This is a genomic window from Halostagnicola alkaliphila (assembly GCF_055379965.1).
The window spans coordinates 1,409,628-1,430,449 of sequence record NZ_AP043826.1; the positions used below are offsets into that span (position 1 = coordinate 1,409,628).

Here is a 20,822-nt window from a genome sequence, read left to right on the forward strand (position 1 = left end):
TTCGATCGTTCCTCGATCGTTCTTCGAGTGGGTCATCGAATTGCGCGCTCGTCAGTCGCCACAGCGCGTGTCCGCCAGTCCGTCGCACGCGACTCGCTACTCGTCGGTCTCTTCTCCCGTCTCGTCGGTCCGTCTCGCCTGCGAGGGTTCGGCGGGCCAGGTCACGCCCTCGAGGAACGGAACCCCGATTCGTTGTGCCGAGCGAGCGATCATGTGTGCGCCCGTCGGCACGGTTATGAAGAGAAAGACGATTCCGATGAGCGACGTGAGTCCCTCACTCCCCGGTCCGAAAGAAACGAAGCCCGCGAGGAAGATCGCGGCGGTCCCGAGCGTCGTGGGCTTGCTCGTAGCGTGCATTCGGTTGTACACGTTCGGCAGCCGAAGCAGGCCGATCGTTCCGACCGTCAGGAAAAACGAGCCGACGAGGACCAGCGCGATCACGATCGCTTCGCTGATCACTCGATCACCTCCCCTTCGGTGACGAACTTCGCCACCGAAACGGTCGCGATGAACCCGATGATGGCGAGGACGAGACTCACCGTCACGAACAGCCCGCGCCCGGTCAGGAGTGCGAACAGGACGGCGATGGCGACCACGTTGGTGGCGATCGTGTCGAGCGCGACCACGCGGTCCGGCACGGTAGGTCCTCGGATAACTCGATAGCTACAGAGCACGCACAGCCCGCTGACGAGGATCAGTGCGCCTGCTACCGTCGTTTCGAGGAGCGCCGGCGCGCCCATCGTCGGATCACTCATTTTCGGTCCCTCCGTCGACGACGATCTCCGGTGCCGGATCGTCCGGCGATCGTTTCTCGGTGAACATCTCGAGTGCGTACGTTTCCCAGGTCCGAATCGGCTCGACGACCGACTCGAGGTCGCGGCCGTCGATCACGTGGACGTAGAGCGCGTTGGTCTCCGGATCGTGATCCAGCGTCACCGTCCCCGGGGTGATCGTGATGCTGTTCGCGATGATCGTCACTGCGACGTCCGATCGAACGCGGAGCGGAATCAAGATCACTTCCGGTTCGATCCGGGGATCGGGAGCGAGGACGCGATAGGCGACGTCGAAGTTCGCTCGGATGAGTTCGGCGACGAACGTCGCGGCGTAGCGCCCGGCGTAGGGGGCCGCGTGGACTCCCTGCCGAAGGTCGATCCGTTTGACGTACAGCCGCCGAAAGACGAACGCGACGGGAAGTCCGACGACGAGTCCGAAGAGGAACTGGCCGACGAGCGCCGCCGGCGCGAGTTCGACGCCGCGGATGAACACCCACAGCGCGGCGAAGACGAGACCAGCGACGGGCCACGTTCGAACGTTCACGGCTGCTCACCCCCGTCGACTGTCTGGGGGTCGACGGCCTCGACGTAGGACTCGGTATCGAGCGCGGCCGTCGCGGCGGCGTCGGCGAACCGGTAGACGGGTTCGAATCCGACGCCGACCGCGACTATCGCCGCGGCGAGTCCGACGAGGATGGCTACCTGCACCGGATCCGCGGCGGCGTCCTCGACTGCCTGCGTCCGCGCCCCCCAGAATCCGCGATTCCACGCTCGGCTCGTGTAGGCGATGGTCAGTAGCGATCCCACGAGCAAGAGCGCGAGGACCGAGGCCGCGCCCGCTCGGATCGCGGTATCGAACACGAGGAATTTTCCGAAAAAGCCCGATAACGGCGGGATTCCGACGAGCGCGAGCGTCCCGACGAAAACGGTACTCGAGAGCGCGGGCGAACGACCGGCCAGCCCGCCCAGTTCGTCGAGGTCGGTCGTCCCGGTCGCGCTCTCGATCGCACCGGCCGCCAGAAAGAGCAGTCCCTTCGCGAGCGTGTGATTCAGCGCGTACACCAGCGCCGCGAGGATCCCGACCCGTCGCAACGTCGGGCTCGAGGTCGTCGCGGCGATCGCGACCGGGATCGCGATGAACCCGATCTGGCCGATGCTCGAGTACGCGAGGACGCCCTCGATGGAGTCGCGACTGACCGCGCCGAGACCGCCGACGAGGATGCTTCCGGCGGCCATGACGAACAGAACGGGGCCGACGAACGCGAGGGGAGAGGGACCCGAAATCCACGGAAGCGATACCGGGACTTGCGCGCCGGCGAACACCGTAAACGAGAGGCGGATGATCGCGTAGATGCCGACCTTCTTCGAGGCTCCGGCCAGGAGGGCCGTAATCGGCGGCGGTGCAGCGCGGTAGGCGGTCGGAATCCAGAACTGGAACGGAACGAGCCCCGCTTTGATCGCGAAGACGGAGAGCAACAGCGCGAGGAGTCCGACGACCGGCGCGGGATCGATCCCGGCGGCCGCCGGGTCCGCCAACCGCTGGGCGATGTCGGCCATGTTGAGCGTTCCGGTCGTCGCGTAGATGCCGCCCACCGCGAGCAAGAAGACGGCGCTGGCGACGAGATTCAACGCGACGTACCAGAACGCCGCGCGAGTATGTTGGGGGCCGCCGTAGTACGCGACGAAGACGTAACTGGCCATCAACATCACCTCGAACCAGACGAACAGATTGAACAGGTCGCCGGTGAGGAACGCGCCGGTGACGCCGAGCAACAGGAAGTGAGAGAGCGGATAGTAGAAGGTCCGTCGATCGTACTCGGGAAGGTATCTCGCGGAGAACACCAGCGACGCCGGTCCGATCGTCGCGACCATCGACAGCATGAACACCGACAGACCGTCGGCCACGAGCGTAATGCCGAACGGCGCCGGCCAGTCCCCGACCTGATACGTCGCGATGCCGGGCGCGGCGGGAGCGATAACGACGTACCAGGCGAGCGCGGCGACCGCGACCGCGTACCCGACGGCCCCGGAGAGACTCACGGCCAGTCGAACGCGGGGCTGACGGCGAAAGAGCAGCGTTCCGACCGCCGCGACGAGGACGACGAGCATCGGCGCGATGACGAGTCCGTCCATCAGTCCCGATCACCCAGTTCGGAGAGGTCCAGCGTGTCGTGTTCCTCGTACACCCGGTAACTCAGGACGAGCGCGAACGCGGTCATCCCGAACGAGATGACGATGGCGGTCAGGACGAGCGCCTGAATCAGCGGGTCGGCGGTCTGTGCGTGGGACGCCTCCTCGCCGTGACCGGCGAGAACCGGAACCGCCTCGAACGACGCCGGGGCGATTTCCCCCATCGCGAGTAGGTACACGTTCGCGGCCTGTCCGATAATGGCCAACCCCCAGACGACTCGGATCAGATCGCGTCGAAGGAGGAGAAACGTTCCTAGCGCGAACAGCGAACCAACCACGGCGGCGAGCACGACCGCCGTCATTCTGCACCCACCACCGAGAGGATCGTCAACAGCCCGCCGACGACCACGCAGTAGACGCCGAAGTCGAACGCGAGCGCGCTGGCGAGCTCGAGGTGGCCGTACAACGGGACGTTCTCGAACTCGATGTAGGTCTGGGAGAGAAACGGGAGATCGAACAGGAGCGGGACCAGCCCGCTCGCGACGGCGATCGCCAGACCGAAGCTGAACACCCGACGGTAGGCGATGACGACGCGATCTCTCGAGGGGGTTTTCCCCGGTTCGACGTCGCGACCGAGGACGCCGCGCTCGAGGAAGTCGAGTCCGAACGCGATGTAGAGGAGTGCGAACGCGGTCGTCGTGAGGACGCCCGCGATGAAGCCGCCGCCAGGGAGGTTGTGGCCCTCGACGAACAGCGAGAGCGCGACGACGAGGATGATCGGGACGACCGCGCGGGCCGTCGTCCGCATGATGACCGTCGTCATTCGGCGTCACCTCCGGAGCGCATGACGAGCAGCGTGACCACCGAAATTGCGGCGATAGCGACGACGACGAGTTCTCCCAACGTGTCGAAGCTTCGGAAGTCGACGAGAACGACGTTGACGATATTCGTTCCCCCGCCTTCCGGAACGGCTCGTTCGGTGTAGTAGCGCGCGATGTCGCTGGTGCCCTCGGAGCGAGCGGATGTGGTGACGATGACCGTCAGAAAGGCGGTCACCCCGATGCCGATCGAGAGGACGGCATCCCGGGCGACCTTCCCGAGGCCGACTTCGTAGTACTCGGGGATCTCCTCGAGGACGAGCAGGAAGACGAGGAGGACGAGCGTCTCGACGACGAGCTGGGTCAACGCGAGGTCGGGCGCGCTGGCAAGAATGTAGAAGATAGCGATCATGAATCCGAGGATCGAGAGCGTGAGGATGCCCGCGACGTGGGAAGGAGAGAGCACCACCGCGACGCCGGCGACGACCGCGACGAGCAAGACGAGCCCTATTTCGGGCGACGCCTCGATCCCGACGGTCGTGCCGACGACGGCTCGAGTCGCGACGAAGCCGGAGATCGTGAGCACGCAGGTGGTGGCGAGCGTCCACGTCGCGTACGTCCGGAGCAGACCGTTGTGAACGGTCGACGCGAGCCTCGATCCCGTTTCGGTGAGGCCGTCGACCGCAACGTCGTACCACCAGTTCGCACCGACCGGCGGAATGGCCGCCGGAATCGAACGGATTCTCCCGTGAATGCGTCCGAAAGAGAAGTAAGAGACGGCGCCCAGACCGATCGCGATCGCGCTCATTCCGACGGCCGGCGAGTACGCCCTCGGGAGGCCGACGTGCACCGAATGCGGATCCGTGACCGTCACATCGACCGCCGACTGGACGATCGCGCGCACGGCGAGATCCGGATAGACGCTCACGACGGCCGTAAGCGCCGCGAGGAGCGCGGGAGGAGCGAGCAACAGCATCGGCGGCCGGTGGACGCGGCCGAGCCCGTCGGGTCGTCGTCCGAAAAAGAGGGCGAGAAAGCGGAGCGAGTAGAGGACGGTGAACACGCTGCCGATCGTCGCGACGACGGGATAGATCCAGCCGAGCGTCCCCAGCCCGTGGGTCGCCTCGACTGTCGCTTCGAAGAGGAGTTCCTTCGAGTAAAAGCCGCTAAAGGGCGGAATACCGGCCATACTGAGCCCGGCGACCGCGGTGACGGCCGCAGTTAGTGGAAGATCGCGGCGAAGACCGCCGAGTTCGTCGAGCCGCCGGGTTCCGGCCTCGTGCGCGACGATCCCTGCGACGAGAAACAGCGCCGCCTTGAACAGGGCGTGATTGAAGAGGTGGAAGACGCCCGCCTCCGCGCCGACGACCGACGTAAACCCGAACCCGGCGACCATCAACCCGAGGTGACTCGCCGTCGAGTAGGCGAGCAACTCCTTGATATCCCTCGAGGCGACCGCGAGTGCGGCGCACACGGTCATCGTGGCGAGTCCGATCGTCGCGAACAGGAACAGCCACTCGGTACTCGTCAGCAACGGTCGAAGCCGTCCGATCAGGTAAACCCCCACCTTCACCATCGTCGCGGAGTGGAGGAACGCCGAGACCGGCGTCGGCGCGGCCATCGCGTTCGGCAGCCAGAAGTGAAGCGGAACCTGGGCCGACTTCGCCCCCGCGCCGACGGCGATCAGGGCCAACGTCGGAACGAAGAGGTCGCGCTCGCGCAGCCCCGCCCGGATCGCCTCGGGTTCGGCGATAATCGCCGCGAGATCGAACGCGGAGCCGCCGAGGATGTCCCCGGCGACGAACGCGAGCAACAGCAGCCCCACAAGCAGGAACAACCCACCGCCGACGGTGACGAACATCGCCATTCGGGCGGCGTACTGCGAGGAACGATCCGCGGTGTGAAAGCCGATCAGGACGAACGAGCAGACGCTCGTCAGCTCCCAGAACAGGAAGAGCGCGATCAGATCCGCCGCGAGCGCGACGCCGATGATCGAACCCATGAACGCGAGCAGCGCCGCGTAGTACCGCGCGAGCCCCGACTCGCCGTGCATGTAGGCAGGCGAGTACGCGAACACGAGAACGCCGATGCCGCTCGCGAGCAAGGCGAACAGAAGCGCCCAGGCGTCGACGGTGAACCGGAGCGCGATCTCGAGCGACGGAATCCACGAGAGCGCGACCGTTCCGTCGGAGCCGTACTGGGACGCGAGCAGTCCGAAACACGCGAACGCGGCCGCCGCTCCGACGTATCCCGTTCGTTCGCCGAAGAGACGAAACAGTAGCGGCGTGAGTCCTGCGGCGACGAATGGTAACGCGACCGCGGCGATTATCACCGTCAGGTCCGGTGACATTAGATAGGGTATTTTCCTCGGGTCGATCCTTAAACAGCCACCCTGCGGAACTCGATCGGATCGAGAACGTGCTACGAACGGGGTGCATCCCGGAGAGTTTGCTTGTCTGTCGAGTTTTAAACAATACGCGTAATCGGAGGGGTTCCGTGATATCGACGGTACAGAAGCTCCTGGCCCGCTCGAGTCTCACTGCTCTCGGACCGGTCGTCGAGTCCGACACGCTTATTCGCCGACAGCCCCGAAAACGGGATAGTGAGTACCGACACGCCCGACCCGACCGAAACCGAAGCGTTCGAGCGGGTCTGTGAAACGCTCGTCGAGCGGATCATCAACGGCGAGGTCGAGCGCGACGAGGTCGAGAAGGCCAAACTCGAGGCCTGTTCGGAGCACTCGGCACCGAAAGTGCCGAAGAACTCCGAGCTACTGGATCACGCGCCACAGGAGTACCGCGAGGACCTAGAGCCCGTGCTCCAGCGCAAGCCGGTTCGAACGGCCTCCGGCGTCTCGCCGGTCGCGATCATGACCTCGCCCGAGCGATGTCCCCACGGAAAGTGTCTCTACTGTCCCGGCGGCCCGGATTCGGAGTTCTCGAGTTCCCAGAGTTACACGGGCGAAGAGCCCGCGGCCGCACGCGGCGTGCAAAACGATTACGACCCGTACGGACAGGTTACGCTCCGCCTCGAGCAGTTACGCGAGATTGGCCACCCCATCGACAAAGTCGAGTTGATCCTGATGGGCGGGACGATGACTGCACGGAGCCACGACTACCAGGAGTGGTTCGTCAAGCGAGCGCTCGAGGCGATGAACGATTACGATGTCGACAAGGAGCCCGAACCGGCACAGGGCGTGAGCTTCGCGGAGGATCCCGAGGAGTACGAGTGGAAGTATCTCGAGGACGTCATCGCCGAGAACGAGACGGGTGACATCCGAAACATCGGAACGACCTTCGAGACGAAGCCGGACTGGTGTGACCCCGAGCAGATCGATCGGATGCTCGATCTCGGCGGGACGAAAGTCGAGGTCGGCGTCCAGACGACCTACGAGCGGATCAATCGCGAGATGCACCGCGGCCACGGCGTACAGGCGTCGATCCAAGCCAACCAGCGACTCCGGGACGCGGCCTTTAAGGTTGGCTTCCACATGATGCCCGGCCAGCCCGGGATGAGCCACGAAATGTGTCTTGAGGACTTCCGGCGCATCTTCGAAGCCGACGCGTGGAAACCGGACTACCTCAAGATCTATCCGACGTTGATCGTCCGCGGGACGGCGACCTACGACTGGTGGCACAAGGGCGAGTACGACCCGCTCGACAACGAGGAAGCCGCCGATCTGGTCGCCGAAATCAAGGACATGATCCCGCGGTACACGCGGCTCCAGCGGGTCCAACGCGATATCCCCGCCGACTTCATCGACGCCGGCGTCTGGAAATCGAACCTCCGACAGCTCGCGCGCAAACGGATGGACGAACACGGCTGGGAGTGTGAGTGTATCCGCTGTCGCGAGGCCGGCATGAACGACGAGAAACCCGAAAACGTCGAACTCGACGTCATGACCTACGAGGCCAGCGGCGGAACGGAACACTTCATCAGCTTCGAGGACTTCGAGAAAGACCTCCTGATCGGCTTTTGCCGGCTCCGGTTCCCGAACGAGCCGGTCAGAGGCGAACTCGAGAACGCGGCACTTCTCAGGGAACTTCACGTCTACGGCTCCGAAGTCATCGTCGGCGAGGAAAGTGAGACGGATCAACACCAGCACCAGGGCTACGGTCGCCGCCTGATGGAGCGAGCCGAGGCGCTGGCCGCCGACGCGGGCTACGACAAACTCAGCGTCATTTCGGGTATCGGCGCTCGAGAGTACTATCGGAACAAACTGGGGTATCATCAGGACGGCCCGTACGTGAGCAAGCGACTGTAGCGCCCGCCGTTCGGTCCGTTCTCAATCATCGTCGATGAGCACCTGCAGATCTATTACATGAATCGACACTCTCGAGCCTCGGGTTCGTTACTTTCGCATCTATGTGTTTTCGAGCCGCCGTAAAATTCAACCAACCGATTCCATAAAATATATACGACGGAGATTAGTATTGAAAATTGCCGACAACCGTCGGCTACCATTGCCGATTCCCCACACTGGCAATGTAACCGAACCACCCCGTTCCAACCGTGGAACCACCCCGTTCCATCGCGTTGTCATCGTGTATGCCACGTCCGATCGTGGTGACGCGTATTCACCTATCTCGCTCGGGTCTCCCCCGACCCGAGCGGACCACCCTTGGCTCAGCAGCTACTCGCACGACGGTCACCGTTACGTGGGGAACCGCGTGCTGTCTCCGTTTGCGTTCCCCGATCCCGGAGAAACAGCAGTAGCAGGTTCGTCGAAGAGAGAAACGATCGCTACCTGGTTCCAGCGGACCAAAGGGCTGTTCCGGAAACCGAGAACGGCTGGTTCAAAAGACCCGGTGGAGAAGTCGTCGCGGTCGGCCGAGACTAGTCGTCGATCGTTACCTCGAGTTCGAGCAACCCGAGGTAGCCCGGCGCACCGCCTCCGCTATCCCGAAACTCCTCGGGCGAGGAATCGACGTACCTGTAGAACTCCGATTGGGTTTTGGGGTAGTACGTGGACCCGTCGTCGTGGTGGAGATACGCCGGCGAGTCAGTTTGCTCGAGTTCCTCGACTAACGAGTTCCATTCTGCGCTCTCGTAGAGAAAGACGCCGAACGAAAAGCGGCCCGCGCCGAGTGACGTATCCTTAGAGGTGAACTGCTTGGACTCGTCGAAAGTGAACTCGTCGTCGCTTACCCACGCAACCGCGGCGACGTCGTCGGCGGTGAGCAGGTAGGCGTCCCACTCCTTCGACGCGTCGAACACGCCCCAGGCGCTGCGGGGGCCGACGGTGCCGACTTCGACGCTGAAGGCGGGAACGCCCCTTCGCTCCTCCGATTCCTGGATGAACATCGCATCGTAGCCGGGAACGCGAATACCACGGTCGTGATAGACGATCCCTTCGATATCCATCTCGAGGTCGATTTCCAGTTCGTCGACTGCTTCTTTGATCGAGACCGCTTGCTGGTTCTCGAGTCTGTCGAAAAACTGCGGAAGGCGATAGACGTCCGACCAGCCGTCACTGTCGTCCGTCATCGGCCGCGAGAACCTCCGTGATTGGTACTGGGATGGGTACTCGTGGTCGTATGGAACGCTCCGTTCATGTGAGCATAGCGGAGACTGTAACGGATTAGGCTTTCTGAATGCGAGGCGAGTCCCCCTCGAGTACGTGCACTTTATCGCGGCAACCGGTGTTGTCGGGTAGCTGAGCGACGAATAGCGCTAGTCCGAAAGTATAAGATACTGAACGATAGTCGCGTCCACTCGTTCGTAGCGTCACCCCAAAGACGGTGAAGTGAGAAACAAACGTTCGACTAGTCGAGAGTGTTCGAATTGACAATACTGGGGTTTTACTCCCGCGTTCGATGGGAATCAGGTGCTCCCTGCGAGCAGTGATACTAATGGACGAAGATACTATGGACGAAACGAAGAGCGGCCCAGTACAGTCCCGGTACGACCGACGATCCGTGTTGCAAGCGACGGGCGTCGCCGTGGTGAGTGGCGCGCTATTTACCGGATCCGCGACGGCACAGCTGCCCGACGAGGTCTCGAATTCGACAACGGAGAGCTACGAGGAATCACTCGAGCAGGCAGAGGCGGCGGAAAACGTCGCCGACGAGTACGATTTCGAGTTACCTGACGAACCGGATACTCCAGCGGACGACTTTTCGGACGACGGAGCGACGGAATACGATTCAACGGAGGTCTCACAAGAGGTTACGAACGAATCGGTGCAAACGTCGAACGAATCGGTAGAGATCTCGGACGTTACGTCGGACGACGAAACGGCAGTGACAGAAGACGTCACGACTGAGCCGGCCGAAACCTCGAGCGTCGTTTCCGACGAACTGGAAGCGCTCTCGGATTTGGCGTTCGGCGACTGGTAGGACCCGCTTATCAGTATCTCATCCGATAGCAACACGCCGCTTCGGAGACACCTCGAGCGGAACGACACGCCTTTTGGGCCACACCAAGCAATTGTGGGTATGGATCCGAAGCGGGAACTCACCAGCGTCGACCTCGCCGCCTTCGTTCGTGAAATGGGCGCATACGAGGGTGCGAAAGTCGACAAGGCCTATCTCTACGGCGACGACCTCTTGCGGTTGAAGATGCGGGATTTCGATCGGGGTCGAACGGAACTCATCTGTGAAGTCGGCGAGACCAAGCGCGCCCACACGGTCGACCCGACGCGCGTTCCGGACGCACCCGGACGACCGCCGCAGTTCGCGATGATGCTCCGGAACCGACTCTCCGGGGCGGACTTCGCGGGCGTCGAGCAGTTCGAGTTCGACCGCATCCTCGAGTTCGTCTTCGAACGCGAGGACGGAACCACGCGAATCATCGTCGAACTGTTCGGCCAGGGCAATATCGCAGTCACCGACGGCGAGTACGAAGTGATCGACTGTCTGGAAACCGTTCGGCTCAAATCTCGGACCGTCGTTCCCGGCTCGAGATACGAGTTCCCCGATTCGCGGACGAATCCGCTGACGGTTTCTCGCGAGGCGTTCGACCTCGAGATGGAGGATTCGGATACGGACGTCGTGCGAACGCTGGCGACGCAGTTGAACTTCGGCGGCCTCTACGCCGAAGAAGTCTGCACTCGCGCGGGCGTCGAGAAGGCCCTCGACATCGAGGACGCGACCGAAGACGAGTACGACGCGATTTACGAGGCCATCGAGCGACTCGCACTCGACATCCGGAACGGGAATTTCGATCCGCGTATCTACCTGGACGCCGAGGAATCGGCCGCTGAGTCCGACGGGAACGGCGACGGCGATGACGACGACCGCTCGTCGAACAGCGTCGTCGACGTCACCCCGTTCCCGCTCGAGGAGCACGCGGAACTCGCCGGCGAGGCCTACGACAGCTTCGCGACGGCGCTCGACGACTACTTCTTCCGAATGGAACTCGAGGACGAGGAGTCCGATCCGACCGATCAACGGCCGGATTTCGAGGAAGAGGTCGCGAAATACGAACGGATCATCGAACAGCAGGAGGGAGCAATCGAGGGCTTCGAACAACAGGCAGAGGCCCAGCGCGAGCAGGCGGAGTTGCTGTACGCGAACTACGACCTCGTCGACGACATCCTCTCGACGGTGCGGGGAGCGCGAGAGCAGGACCGCCCGTGGGACGAAATCGAGGAGCGATTCGAGGAGGGGAAAGACCGCGGCATCGAAGCCGCCGAGGCCGTCGTCGGCGTCGACGGCAGCGACGGGACGGTGACCGTCGATATCGACGGCGAACGGATCGAATTGCTCGCTCGAGAAGGCCTCGAGCAAAACGCTGACAGGCTCTACACCGAAGCCAAACAGATCGCCGAAAAGAAAGAGGGGGCGCTCGCGGCCATCGAAGACACCCGCGAGGACTTAGCGGACGCGAAGCGTCGCAGAGACGAGTGGGAGGCTGACGACGGCGAGGACGACGATGGCAATGGGGACGCGGACGACAAGCGGACCGATCGCGACTGGCTCTCGCAAGCGTCGATCCCGATCCGCGAAAACGAGCCGTGGTTCGACCGGTTCCGGTGGTTCCACACGAGCGACGACTTTCTCGTCATCGGCGGCAGAAATGCGGATCAGAACGAGGAGTTGGTCAAGAAGTACTTAGAGCGCGGCGACAAGGTGCTTCACACGCAGGCCCACGGCGGACCCGTCACCGTGCTCAAAGCGACCGATCCGAGCGAGGCCTCCTCGGGCGACATCGAGATTCCCGACTCGAGCATCGAAGAGGCAGCCCAGTTCGCCGTCTCCTATTCGTCGGTCTGGAAGGACGGGCGCTACGCGGGCGACGTCTACGTCGTCGACTCGGACCAGGTGACGAAAACGCCCGAAAGCGGCGAGTACCTCGAGAAGGGAGGATTCGCGGTCCGCGGGGATCGAACGTATCACGAAAGCACGCCGGTCGGCGTCACGGTTGGAGTCCAGTGTGAGCCGTACACGCGCGTCATCGGCGGTCCGCCGTCGGCGATCGAAGAGCGGGCGGTGACGACGATCGATATCGAACCGGGACGGTACGCCCAAGCCGACGCGGCCAAACGGATCTACCGCCAACTCCGCGAGCGGTTCGAAGACGAATCGTTCATCCGAAAGATCGCCAGCCCGGACAAAATTCAACACTTCATGCCGCCCGGTGGCAGCCGGATCGCCGAGGAGTAAGTATCGGTTCCTTCGGAGAGTTCTTGCGAAATTCGGTTACGGCACAATTTCCCTGAGAATCGACGGTCGCTGATTCAGGCCAACCGTTTATACGTCCACACGACGGTTTCTGCGATAGCATGTCTGAGGACCTCGATGATGTCGATCGAGAGATCCTGTTCGCCCTCCAACAGGACGCGCGGAACAACTCGAACGCCGATATCAGCGAGCAAGTCGGCGTGTCGCCGAGCACGGTTGGAAAACGCATTACGGCGCTCGAGGAACGAGGAGTTATCCAGGGATACAGTCCGGAGATCGACTACGAACTGGCCGGCCTCCCGTTCGAAGTACTGTTTATTTGTACGGCTCCAGTCTCCGAGCGAGAAGCATTCGTCGAGTCCGCCCACGAGATCGACGGCGTCGTCAACGTTCGCGAAATGATGACCGGAACGGGAAACGTCCAGATCCTCGGCGTTGGATCATCGAACGACGATATAACCCGTATCGCAGCGACGATCGATACGCGTGGATACGACATCATCGACGAAATATTACTTCGGAACGAACGGGACTCCCCTGCCTCGGTTTTTCTCGAGTCGGCTTCGAAGGGATCAGACCCTATCTAACATGAATGATTGTTCTGTTTTGGATCGCTCGTTGAACGGATCTTTTCGGTCGGTCGTGGCTGAAATCCGGAATCGCTCGTTTTTCGGTTGGTTACGACAGATCCGGAAGTGATTATTCCCGAGTCTTTATACCGAATCGAGCCTTGAGAACAGAGCAATGGAAACAACACTCTCTGGGTCACTCGAAACACGGTCCGACTCACAGCCACTAAGTGTCCAGATAGTTCGAAAAATTGCTGAAAAGGAAGGAACCGATCCAACAGCCCTCGATACGCCGCTGTACGATGTCATCAATCCCGAGGCGCTCGACGAGCTTTTCGAACCGAGACGCAACGGTGAATCACGGTGTGGGGCCGTCGAATTCACGTACCACGGGTATCATATCGTCGTCGAGCAAGACGACAGCGGCGGTGATCCAACAATTACACTCGAGGAGTCCGGAAACCAATCTACTGATTCGGGCGGGGGAGCACAGCAGTCGAATAACGAATCAGTGCGAGATGCAAGCCACTACTGTCTCGACTGTGACTGGGAGCTTTCAGCGGACGAAGAGTACTCGACGAGCGAACGATCCGGTCTCGCGATTACCCACCACGTCGAAACGGGACACACGATCGAGGCCACCGATTCGGCAACCGACTCTCCGGCATCTACCAACGCGGTTGACGAGCTATCCACCGACTCGGACGAGAACGCCGCGTTGACCGCAACTGACGATTCGATCGTTACGAATTGACCGTTCGGTTGCTGTCCCTCGAGCGGATCGAACCGAACCGCGAACTGATCTAACTGCAGCACAAACAGCTTCAACTACGGCACAAACAGCTTCAACTGCGTGCCGAGCGGGTGAACTGCGTCCCGGACAGATCGACCGATTTCGATTCCAACCTTTGTAGTCGCGGGGGTACCTATCAGCGTCCATGCAACAGGATTCGATCCCCGTGACGGTCCTATCCGGGAATCTCGGTGCCGGAAAAACCACGTTACTCAACCACCTTCTTCGGAACGCTGGCGACCGCGATCTCGCCGTGCTGGTCAACGACATGGGCGAGGTCAACGTCGACGCCGAACTCGTCGCCGAGGACTCGGAACTCGAGGTCGACGGTGGCGTCGCCGAACTGTCGAACGGCTGCATCTGTTGTGAACTTCAGGACGACCTCGAGACTGCGGTCGTCAGGCTCGCTCGAGAGCGGGAGTTCGATCAGCTGATCGTCGAATCCTCGGGGGTTTCCGAACCCGAACCCGTCGCGCGATTGTTTACGACGACCTCTCGCGTCGCGGCTCGATACGAGATCGATTCGTTGGTCACCGTCCTCGATACGCGGCTCTTTCTCGACTCGTTCGAGGGGGACTCGATCCCGAAACGGCGGGGAGCAACCGACGAAGAGAGCCCCGAGGCGGATCAGAAGGAGGCTACCCGACCGCTCTCCGATCTCCTGATCGAACAGCTCGAGGTCGCCTCGGTCGTCCTGCTCAACAAGGCCGATCTGTGCGAGGAGGACGAACTCGAGCGTGCGGAGGCGCTCGTAAACGCACTCCAACCCAACGCGGGGTTATTTCGAACTGAGTTCAGCGCCGTCGATCCCGATCGACTCCTCGAGGCGGATCGATTCGATCCCGACGAACTCGGTGAGCTCGCGGGATGGCAACGCGCGCTCACTGCAGACGAACACCCCGAAGGTGGACAACACGCCGAAGATGAACGGGGACACGAATCACACAGCCACGACCACCGCCATCCCGACGAGATTTACGGCGTGAATTCGTTCGTCTACCGCGAGCGCCGTCCGTTCCATCCGGTGCGATTTCTCGAGTTCCTCCGATCGCTTCCCGAAAGCGTTGTCCGATCGAAGGGGACCGCGTGGATCGCGGGTCGAGACGTCAAAGTCGGAATCAGTCAGGCGGGACCCTCGATCCGGGCGACGGTGCGAGGGCCGTGGATCGCAGCGCTTCCCGAAGTCGACCGACAGCTGTACCGCTCGAACCGGCCGGACCTCGAGTGGGACGACGACCACGGAGACCGGCAGACGGAGCTCGTCTTCATCGGAATCGATCTCGAAGAGTCCGAACTTCGATCTCGACTCGAGTCCTCGCTGATCACCGACGACGAACGGGAGCAAGCCGAACCGCTCGAGAGTCAGTTCCCGAGCGAAGATGGAGAAGAACGCGTGCTTCGAGCGCCCTGAGGTCGCATCGAGTCGCTGACGATCCCTTCGGCTTCGACGGTCGTGACGTGGTCGAGCCGTGGTCGAAGCTTCGCTGGCGTCGCCCGAACGAATCGAGACGCGGTGATCGCGCAGTCGGTCGCAACTGAACGGAGCCACAAGAACGGAGTTGACACCAACGTCTGCCCTCTCGAGATCCGGCCACAGAAACGATTAAGTAACGACGGACGCCTGTTCAGCCATGAGCGACTCCGACGACGACCGACTCGGCTTTCGAGACGGCCTCGAGGCCTCGGAGGGAGACCCGCGGATTCTCGTCGTTTTGAACGCGATCTTGTCGGCGGCGTTCGCCTGGCTCCTCGTCTGGGGTGGCAGTATCATCGGAATGCTCGACTACGGCCTGACGAACGTCGCACTCGTCGCTGCCGGGCTGTTCCTCTTTACGTTTATTATGAGCCGATCGTCGACCACGTGATCCGCGGTAGATAGCGGCGGATTTTCGGGCCTCGCTGTTACTCGTGATCGAGGTACTCGATCGCCTCCTCGTCGGTTACCTGGCCGAACGTTCGGTAGTACTGACCGACGGCCCGGAAGTCGGCCGGCGTTCGGAGTGAGATGACCTCGTCGGCTTCGTCCTCGAGATCACCGAGCGAACCCGACGGCCCGACGGGAACGGCGAGGGTGACGTGGGCCGCGTTTGCCTCACGCACTTGTCTGAGACACGCGATCGCCGTCGCGCCCGTCGCCACGCCGTCGTCGACGACCACCACGCGCTTCCCCTCGAGATCGGGGAGCCCAGGCGTCTCTCGGTATCTGTCTGCCTTTTCGCGGGCGTTTTCGGCTTCGTCGGCCCGGATCGACTCGAGGTACGATTCTGAGACGTTCAACCGCTTGACGAGCGGGTCGTTGAGCCAGACGCTCCCCTCGCTCGCGACCGCTCCGAGGGCGAGTTCCGGGTTATTCGGCGCTCCCATTTTCCGCGCGACGACGATGTCGAGATCCGCCCCGAGAGCGTCCGCGACCGGTCTGGCGACCGGGAGCGCGCCGCGAGGGATGCCGAGGACGATATCGGCCGTCGTCCCGCGGCGCTCGAGTTCCGCTGCGAGTCGATCGCCGGCGTCGGTTCGATCCTCGAACATTACTCGGTTCTACGACGGCACCGTACTAGATTCTTGGGCCGGAACGTGGACTCCGGTTTCGACCCGACGGCGGAGTTCCGACTTGTTTTCGAGTGAGACGTTGAATAGAGATCTCGTCTTCCCGACCGATCGCCGCTCGAGTTCCCGGAGCACGCCTGCCTAACGCCTACCCGCGTCGACGAAAACAACCGCTATGGGTCGACTTCAGCAAACGCTCGCCGGCGTGATCAGCGAGGCGGATACCGAAAACGGACGCATCGGTATCATCGGCGGCACGGTCGAGTATCCCAACCAACCCGCGCTCGTGGCCCGGGCGGCACTCAGGACGGGCTCTGACCACGTCCGCGCGCTCGTTCCCGAGGAAATCTACGGCATCGTCGCCGGACACGCGCCGAACGCGCTCGTGAGCCAGTACGCGGACGAACGATTCACCGGGAACGCACTCGACCAGGCTCGGGAACTCGGCGACTGGGCCGACGCGCTCGTCATCGGTCCCGGGCTCGTCGAAGCGGAACCCGAGGCCGTGCAAACGACGATCACCGAAACCGACGTTCCAACGGTCATCGACGCGCTCGCGATCGAACCCGCACTCGAGGCCGACCTCTCCGAGACGGTCCTGACACCCAGCGAAGCCGAGGACGACCCGGTCAGAGAGGCCTACGGCTCGCTCGAGACGTTCTCGGCGGAAACCGGTGCCGTCATCACGTTAACGGGCGATATCGACGAAATCATCGCGAGCGGCGAACGAATCCAGAACGAGACCGGGACGTCGGCACTGACGGTCGCCGGAACGGGCGATACCCTCGCGGGTATTACCGCCTCCTTGCTCGGCCAGGGGATGGCTCGAGACGATGCCGCCGAGCTGGCCGCCTGGATTCTCGGGAAGACCGGCGAACTCGCGACCGCCGATAAGGGACCAGGAGTCGTCGCAACCGACGTTATCGAACGGATCCCGGATACGATCCGATGATTCTTCCGCTCGAGCGAGTGACTCCAGTTGGATCGGTCGGAGAACTGGATTAGCTCATCACGCGGACAATCGCCCCGCGTGACAGAAATTTATGTAGATGGCCGTTCCTCTTTTCGTCGTGCCACCACAGATTACCGAAATCGAGTCTATCGAGTTTTCCTACGAACTGTCCGATGTTGGGACCGACGAGAACGGGTTCAATCTGGTCTACGAGCCCGGATCCACATCGACGCGAAAACTATTCGCGCTCAGCATCGAGACTGACATCGGCATTACCGGCGAGTACATCGGCGGCAACTCGCCGGCGGCCGCACAGATCAACACGTTCGCCGACTATCTCATCGGCAAGAATCCGCTCGATCGCGAACGCCACTGGAGCGAGATCAAGCGGGGGCTGCGAAAGTACGACCGAATGGGCATCGGGCCGGTCGATATCGCGCTCTGGGACTTCGCCGGGAAGTACCACGACGTGCCGATTCACGAACTGCTCGGCACCTACACGACGCGACTCCCGACGTACGCCTCGACCTATCACGCCGACGATAACGGCGGTCTGGACTCGCCGGAGGCCTACGCGGACTTCGCCGAAGAGTGTCTCGAGCTCGGCTTCCCCGGCTTCAAGATCCACGGCTGGGGCGGAAGCGACGCTGCGAGAGATATCGACCGCGAAATCGAAACCGTCCACGCCGTCGGCGACCGGGTCGGCGACGAGATGGACCTCATGATCGATCCCGCCTGCGAGTACCAGACCTACGGTGACGCCCTCAAGGTCGGCCGGGCCTGCGACGAACAGGACTTCCTCTGGTACGAAGATCCCTACCGCGACGGCGGGATCTCACAGCACGCCCACCGAAAGCTCCGCGAATCCCTGCAGACGCCGATCCTCCAGACCGAACACGTCCGCGGACTCGAGCCGTTCACCGACTTCATCGCCAACGACGCGACCGACTTCGTTCGGGCGGATCCGGAGTACGACGGCGGGATCACCGGCGCGATAAAACGAGCCAGAATCGCCGAAGGGTTCGGCCTCGACGTCGAGTTTCACGCGCCCGGACCCGCACAGCGCCAGTGTATCGCCGCGATTCGGAACGCGAACTACTACGAACTCGCGCTGGTCCACCCCGACTGTGCGAACACCCAGCCGCCGGTGTACCTCGGCGACTACTCGGAAGCGCTCGATTCGATCGACGACGACGGAACGGTGCCGGTCCCGGACGACCCCGGCCTCGGCGTCGAGTACGATTGGGAGTTCATCGAGGAGAACGCGATCGGACGCCGGATTTACAACTAGTTTCCGCGTTCGGCGATCACTCGATCGACCGTCTCCGTGAACAGCTCCCGATACCGGTCGAAGTCGGCCTCAAGGGCGACGGATCCGTTTGGCTCCCCGTCCGTCACGTCGTTTACGTCACAGACGAGCGCTCCCTGATCGATGTCCGAGTCGGTGCCGACCGTCATGTGGTAGGATTCGGTCTCGAGGACCGCCTCGTCGACGATACCTGCAACCGCCAACGCGTCGTGAATCGCCGTCGTTTCGAAGTCGTACTGTGCGAGTTGGTCTCCGGAGTAGTAGGTGAGCCACTCGACGACGGATCGGCCGAGCCGGGTATCTTGCGGCAGCGAGTCGATCCAGTCGGCTGGAAGATTCGCGCTGTTCGTCACGTCGAGTCCCACGATCGTCGGCTCTGCGTCTCGAACCACTCGAGCCGCCGCCTCCGGATCGGAGTGGAAGTTCGCCTCCGCAAGCGGCGTCACGTTTCCGGGGACGAACGCCGCGCCGCCCATGATAACCAGTTCGTCCAGCAGATCAGGGAGAGCAGGCTCGATCGCGAGTGCGAGTGCGACGTTCGTCAGCGGACCGATCGCCGCGAGCGTTAGCTCACCCTCGTACTCCCGTGCGGTCTCGACGATGAACTGGGCGGCGTGTCGTTCGATGGGTTCCGTTTCTCCCGTCGGTTCCGGAAGCTCGCCGCGGATTCCACCCTCTCCGTGAATGTGTTCGGCCGTCTCGAGTTCAACCGTGAGCGGGAGCGTCGCTCCCTTCGCAAGGGGTATTTCGGTTCGGTCGAAGAACTCGAGGAGCGAGCGGGCGTTTCTCGTCGTGTCGGCGACGGGCGCGTTTCCGTGGACGGCACTGATTCCGACGACGTCGAGTTCGTCGCGCTCGAGCGCAAGCAAAAGTGCGAGTGCATCGTCACATCCGGGATCGGTATCGATCAATAACGGGCGAGACATGCACATACCGTCGAATTGACGGGAGTTAAAAGGTCGGAACCGCCCCCGGCTGACGGCGGTTGACGGCGTTCGGGCCGTTTCCGACGACCACACCCCTTTTTGGTATCCTCGCCTAACGGCCAGTGTATGGTCGATGTCCTCGATAACAAGCGGGCTGCGACGCGGTTTCGGATCCTCGTCCAAATCGCCGAGCGCCAGCCCGCGGTGAGCCAGGGAGAGATCGCAGACGACGTGGGGGTGACGAGTCAGGCGGTGAGCGAGTACATCCGCGAACTCGTCGACGACGGCCTCGTCGAAAAAGAGGGCCGGTCACGATACAGGGTCACCAACGAAGGTGTCGACTGGCTCTTTTCGACCGCCGACGACGTCCGCCGGTTCGCAGACCACGTCACCGGCGACGTTCTCGACGCGATGAGCGAGGCCGCCTACATCGCGACCGACGAGATCGAGGAAGGAGACACCGTTACGTTGTCCGTTCGGGACGGCCTGTTACACGCGAGCCCGGGAGGAGAAGGACCGGCAACCGGCGTCGCGACGACCGACGCCGATGCCGGAACCGACGTCGGCGTCACGAGTTTCGAGGGCGTCATGGAGTTAAATCCCGGCTCGGTTACCGTCTTGCAGGTTCCCGCGGTGCGCACTGGGGGGAGCCGAGCGATCGCCGACGAGTTCATCAGCGAGACCTGCGACGGCGTCGACCTCGTCGTCGCGACGGGCGTCGAAGCCGTCGTCGCCTGCCGACAGGCCGGAGCGGACCCGGCTGTAAACTTCGCAAGCGGCGAAGTCGCCGCCGACGCGGCAGAGCGCGGCCTCGAGGTGGTCGCCGTCGTGACGATCGACTCCGTCGGACGCGTCACGGACGCGCTTCGGGACGCCGGCGTGGCGTACGAAGTCCTCGAGGGATAGTTCTAGCTACGGCGCCTTGCCCGCGATAACGTGTTGCAGGTGAACGTACTCCTCGAACGACATCGGCGCGCGGCGCTCGATCTTCTGTTGGATCTCCTTTGCATCGAGATCTATCTCCAATTCGCTTTCGACGGCGTCGACGTCGAGGACGGCCGTCGACATGCCGAGCAAGAGGTGTTCACACGCCATGGTTTCGATCGTCTCCGGATCCGGGTCGTCCGTTCCCTGTGACTGGATCTGCGCGGCGTCCTCGAGCGACAGCGACGGGGTCTCACCTGTTCCGATCGCCTCGAGGGTTTCTTCGTCGACTCCCGTCAACAGCGAAACCTTGTCGACGCCGGTGGTTTCGATGATCTCCTCGAGGTCGTCTTCATACTCCGCTCGAAGTTCTGCCGGCGAATCGGGCACGGACATCCGTTGCTCGTAGAACATATCGGTCCGAACGGGAAACGGGCTCAAATGGGTTGCCATCGAA

21 protein-coding genes are annotated in these 20,822 nt (G+C 62.5%); 10 read left to right on the forward strand and 11 right to left on the reverse strand.

From position 1 onward, the window contains the following. Window positions 1-96: 96 nt before the first annotated feature. From mnhG to mbhE, 7 genes are read right to left on the reverse strand one after another with little or no spacing between them, the layout of a single operon-like run. Window positions 97-459 (reverse strand): monovalent cation/H(+) antiporter subunit G, encoded by a 363-nt coding sequence (gene mnhG, locus ACZ5C7_RS12125; RefSeq protein ID WP_464376565.1) that lies wholly within the window; start codon window positions 457-459, stop codon window positions 97-99. Next, a complete protein-coding gene (locus tag ACZ5C7_RS12130) occupies window positions 456-755 on the reverse strand; it encodes an MrpF/PhaF family protein (RefSeq protein WP_464376566.1) in 300 nt (99 codons plus the stop codon). Before ACZ5C7_RS12130 ends, mnhG begins: the two co-directional genes overlap by 4 nt. Further along, window positions 748-1,317 carry a Na+/H+ antiporter subunit E gene (locus ACZ5C7_RS12135; RefSeq protein ID WP_464376567.1) on the reverse strand — a complete coding sequence of 190 codons (570 nt, stop codon included), beginning with the start codon at window positions 1,315-1,317 and terminating at the stop codon, window positions 748-750. Before ACZ5C7_RS12135 ends, ACZ5C7_RS12130 begins: the two co-directional genes overlap by 8 nt. After that, entirely contained in the window at window positions 1,314-2,906 is a 1,593-nt protein-coding gene (locus ACZ5C7_RS12140; protein WP_464376568.1) for a complex I subunit 5 family protein, read from the reverse strand. Before ACZ5C7_RS12140 ends, ACZ5C7_RS12135 begins: the two co-directional genes overlap by 4 nt. After that, window positions 2,906-3,265: a sodium:proton antiporter gene (locus ACZ5C7_RS12145; RefSeq protein ID WP_464376569.1), complete on the reverse strand. Its 360-nt coding sequence runs from the start codon at window positions 3,263-3,265 to the stop codon at window positions 2,906-2,908. Before ACZ5C7_RS12145 ends, ACZ5C7_RS12140 begins: the two co-directional genes overlap by 1 nt. Further along, complete coding sequence (locus ACZ5C7_RS12150; protein ID WP_464376570.1) at window positions 3,262-3,726, reverse strand: MnhB domain-containing protein; 465 nt, start codon at window positions 3,724-3,726, stop codon at window positions 3,262-3,264. Before ACZ5C7_RS12150 ends, ACZ5C7_RS12145 begins: the two co-directional genes overlap by 4 nt. Further along, window positions 3,723-6,071, reverse strand: a complete 2,349-nt coding sequence (mbhE, locus tag ACZ5C7_RS12155) for a hydrogen gas-evolving membrane-bound hydrogenase subunit E (protein WP_464376571.1) — start codon at window positions 6,069-6,071, stop codon at window positions 3,723-3,725. The genes ACZ5C7_RS12150 and mbhE overlap by 4 nt, the downstream gene beginning before the upstream one ends. Window positions 6,072-6,323: 252 nt before the next feature. On the opposite strand from mbhE, the gene ACZ5C7_RS12160 reads away from it, so the two are divergent. Then, the gene (locus ACZ5C7_RS12160) at window positions 6,324-7,985 is read left to right on the forward strand and encodes a tRNA uridine(34) 5-carboxymethylaminomethyl modification radical SAM/GNAT enzyme Elp3 (protein ID WP_464376572.1); all 1,662 of its coding nucleotides are present in this window, start codon (window positions 6,324-6,326) and stop codon (window positions 7,983-7,985) included. A 572-nt stretch (window positions 7,986-8,557) separates the two neighbouring features. On the opposite strand, the gene ACZ5C7_RS12165 is transcribed toward ACZ5C7_RS12160, so the two are convergent. Then, window positions 8,558-9,208, reverse strand: coding sequence for a hypothetical protein (locus tag ACZ5C7_RS12165; protein ID WP_464376573.1), 651 nt, complete (start codon window positions 9,206-9,208; stop codon window positions 8,558-8,560). A 365-nt stretch (window positions 9,209-9,573) separates the two neighbouring features. Between ACZ5C7_RS12165 and ACZ5C7_RS12170 the strand changes: the two genes are divergently transcribed. From ACZ5C7_RS12170 to ACZ5C7_RS12195, 6 genes are all read left to right on the forward strand, one after another. Further along, window positions 9,574-10,059, forward strand: coding sequence for a hypothetical protein (locus ACZ5C7_RS12170; RefSeq protein WP_464376574.1), 486 nt, complete (start codon window positions 9,574-9,576; stop codon window positions 10,057-10,059). Window positions 10,060-10,158: 99 nt separating this feature from the next. Beyond that, window positions 10,159-12,327 (forward strand): ribosome rescue protein RqcH, encoded by a 2,169-nt coding sequence (gene rqcH, locus ACZ5C7_RS12175; RefSeq protein ID WP_464376575.1) that lies wholly within the window; start codon window positions 10,159-10,161, stop codon window positions 12,325-12,327. A 119-nt stretch (window positions 12,328-12,446) separates the two neighbouring features. After that, on the forward strand, window positions 12,447-12,932 hold the full coding sequence (locus ACZ5C7_RS12180) for an Lrp/AsnC family transcriptional regulator (protein WP_464376576.1): 486 nt from the start codon (window positions 12,447-12,449) through the stop codon (window positions 12,930-12,932). Between the two features lie 157 nt (window positions 12,933-13,089). Then, the gene (locus tag ACZ5C7_RS12185; protein WP_464376577.1) at window positions 13,090-13,668 is read left to right on the forward strand and encodes a HalOD1 output domain-containing protein; all 579 of its coding nucleotides are present in this window, start codon (window positions 13,090-13,092) and stop codon (window positions 13,666-13,668) included. A 184-nt stretch (window positions 13,669-13,852) separates the two neighbouring features. Then, window positions 13,853-15,118, forward strand: a complete 1,266-nt coding sequence (locus ACZ5C7_RS12190; protein ID WP_464376578.1) for a CobW family GTP-binding protein — start codon at window positions 13,853-13,855, stop codon at window positions 15,116-15,118. Between the two features lie 220 nt (window positions 15,119-15,338). After that, window positions 15,339-15,572 (forward strand): hypothetical protein, encoded by a 234-nt coding sequence (locus ACZ5C7_RS12195; protein WP_464376579.1) that lies wholly within the window; start codon window positions 15,339-15,341, stop codon window positions 15,570-15,572. A gap of 37 nt (window positions 15,573-15,609) precedes the next feature. Here ACZ5C7_RS12195 and ACZ5C7_RS12200 read toward each other — a convergent pair whose 3' ends face one another. Continuing rightward, window positions 15,610-16,236 (reverse strand): phosphoribosyltransferase, encoded by a 627-nt coding sequence (locus ACZ5C7_RS12200; protein WP_464376580.1) that lies wholly within the window; start codon window positions 16,234-16,236, stop codon window positions 15,610-15,612. A 193-nt stretch (window positions 16,237-16,429) separates the two neighbouring features. Here ACZ5C7_RS12200 and ACZ5C7_RS12205 point away from each other — a divergent pair, with 193 nt between their 5' ends. Further along, entirely contained in the window at window positions 16,430-17,206 is a 777-nt protein-coding gene (locus ACZ5C7_RS12205) for an NAD(P)H-hydrate dehydratase (RefSeq protein WP_464376581.1), read from the forward strand. 118 nt (window positions 17,207-17,324) lie between these two features. Beyond that, the gene (locus ACZ5C7_RS12210; protein WP_464376582.1) at window positions 17,325-18,497 is read left to right on the forward strand and encodes an enolase C-terminal domain-like protein; all 1,173 of its coding nucleotides are present in this window, start codon (window positions 17,325-17,327) and stop codon (window positions 18,495-18,497) included. On the opposite strand, the gene ACZ5C7_RS12215 is transcribed toward ACZ5C7_RS12210, so the two are convergent. After that, a complete protein-coding gene (locus tag ACZ5C7_RS12215) occupies window positions 18,494-19,441 on the reverse strand; it encodes a nucleoside hydrolase (RefSeq protein WP_464376583.1) in 948 nt (315 codons plus the stop codon). The genes ACZ5C7_RS12210 and ACZ5C7_RS12215 overlap by 4 nt on opposite strands. Window positions 19,442-19,567: 126 nt before the next feature. Between ACZ5C7_RS12215 and ACZ5C7_RS12220 the strand changes: the two genes are divergently transcribed. After that, the gene (locus tag ACZ5C7_RS12220; RefSeq protein ID WP_464376584.1) at window positions 19,568-20,347 is read left to right on the forward strand and encodes a DUF7839 domain-containing protein; all 780 of its coding nucleotides are present in this window, start codon (window positions 19,568-19,570) and stop codon (window positions 20,345-20,347) included. A gap of 6 nt (window positions 20,348-20,353) precedes the next feature. Here ACZ5C7_RS12220 and ACZ5C7_RS12225 read toward each other — a convergent pair whose 3' ends face one another. Further along, a complete protein-coding gene (locus ACZ5C7_RS12225) occupies window positions 20,354-20,779 on the reverse strand; it encodes a DUF5791 family protein (protein WP_464376585.1) in 426 nt (141 codons plus the stop codon). Window positions 20,780-20,822 lie beyond the last annotated feature (43 nt).

Excerpts from the sequence above, each read along its gene's own strand:
- ACZ5C7_RS12130 (WP_464376566.1), bottom strand. The coding sequence starts at position 755 with ATGAGTGATCCGACGATGGGCGCGCCGGCGCTCCTCGAAACGACGGTA.
- ACZ5C7_RS12140 (WP_464376568.1), bottom strand. The coding sequence starts at position 2,906 with ATGGACGGACTCGTCATCGCGCCGATGCTCGTCGTCCTCGTCGCGGCG.
- ACZ5C7_RS12145 (WP_464376569.1), bottom strand. The coding sequence starts at position 3,265 with ATGACGGCGGTCGTGCTCGCCGCCGTGGTTGGTTCGCTGTTCGCGCTA.
- ACZ5C7_RS12150 (WP_464376570.1), bottom strand. The coding sequence starts at position 3,726 with ATGACGACGGTCATCATGCGGACGACGGCCCGCGCGGTCGTCCCGATC.
- mbhE (WP_464376571.1), bottom strand. The coding sequence starts at position 6,071 with ATGTCACCGGACCTGACGGTGATAATCGCCGCGGTCGCGTTACCATTC.
- ACZ5C7_RS12165 (WP_464376573.1), bottom strand. The coding sequence starts at position 9,208 with ATGACGGACGACAGTGACGGCTGGTCGGACGTCTATCGCCTTCCGCAG.
- ACZ5C7_RS12170 (WP_464376574.1), top strand. The coding sequence starts at position 9,574 with ATGGACGAAGATACTATGGACGAAACGAAGAGCGGCCCAGTACAGTCC.
- rqcH (WP_464376575.1), top strand. The coding sequence starts at position 10,159 with ATGGATCCGAAGCGGGAACTCACCAGCGTCGACCTCGCCGCCTTCGTT.
- ACZ5C7_RS12180 (WP_464376576.1), top strand. The coding sequence starts at position 12,447 with ATGTCTGAGGACCTCGATGATGTCGATCGAGAGATCCTGTTCGCCCTC.
- ACZ5C7_RS12185 (WP_464376577.1), top strand. The coding sequence starts at position 13,090 with ATGGAAACAACACTCTCTGGGTCACTCGAAACACGGTCCGACTCACAG.
- ACZ5C7_RS12190 (WP_464376578.1), top strand. The coding sequence starts at position 13,853 with ATGCAACAGGATTCGATCCCCGTGACGGTCCTATCCGGGAATCTCGGT.
- ACZ5C7_RS12195 (WP_464376579.1), top strand. The coding sequence starts at position 15,339 with ATGAGCGACTCCGACGACGACCGACTCGGCTTTCGAGACGGCCTCGAG.
- ACZ5C7_RS12200 (WP_464376580.1), bottom strand. The coding sequence starts at position 16,236 with ATGTTCGAGGATCGAACCGACGCCGGCGATCGACTCGCAGCGGAACTC.
- ACZ5C7_RS12205 (WP_464376581.1), top strand. The coding sequence starts at position 16,430 with ATGGGTCGACTTCAGCAAACGCTCGCCGGCGTGATCAGCGAGGCGGAT.
- ACZ5C7_RS12215 (WP_464376583.1), bottom strand. The coding sequence starts at position 19,441 with ATGTCTCGCCCGTTATTGATCGATACCGATCCCGGATGTGACGATGCA.
- ACZ5C7_RS12220 (WP_464376584.1), top strand. The coding sequence starts at position 19,568 with ATGGTCGATGTCCTCGATAACAAGCGGGCTGCGACGCGGTTTCGGATC.
- ACZ5C7_RS12225 (WP_464376585.1), bottom strand. The coding sequence starts at position 20,779 with ATGTTCTACGAGCAACGGATGTCCGTGCCCGATTCGCCGGCAGAACTT.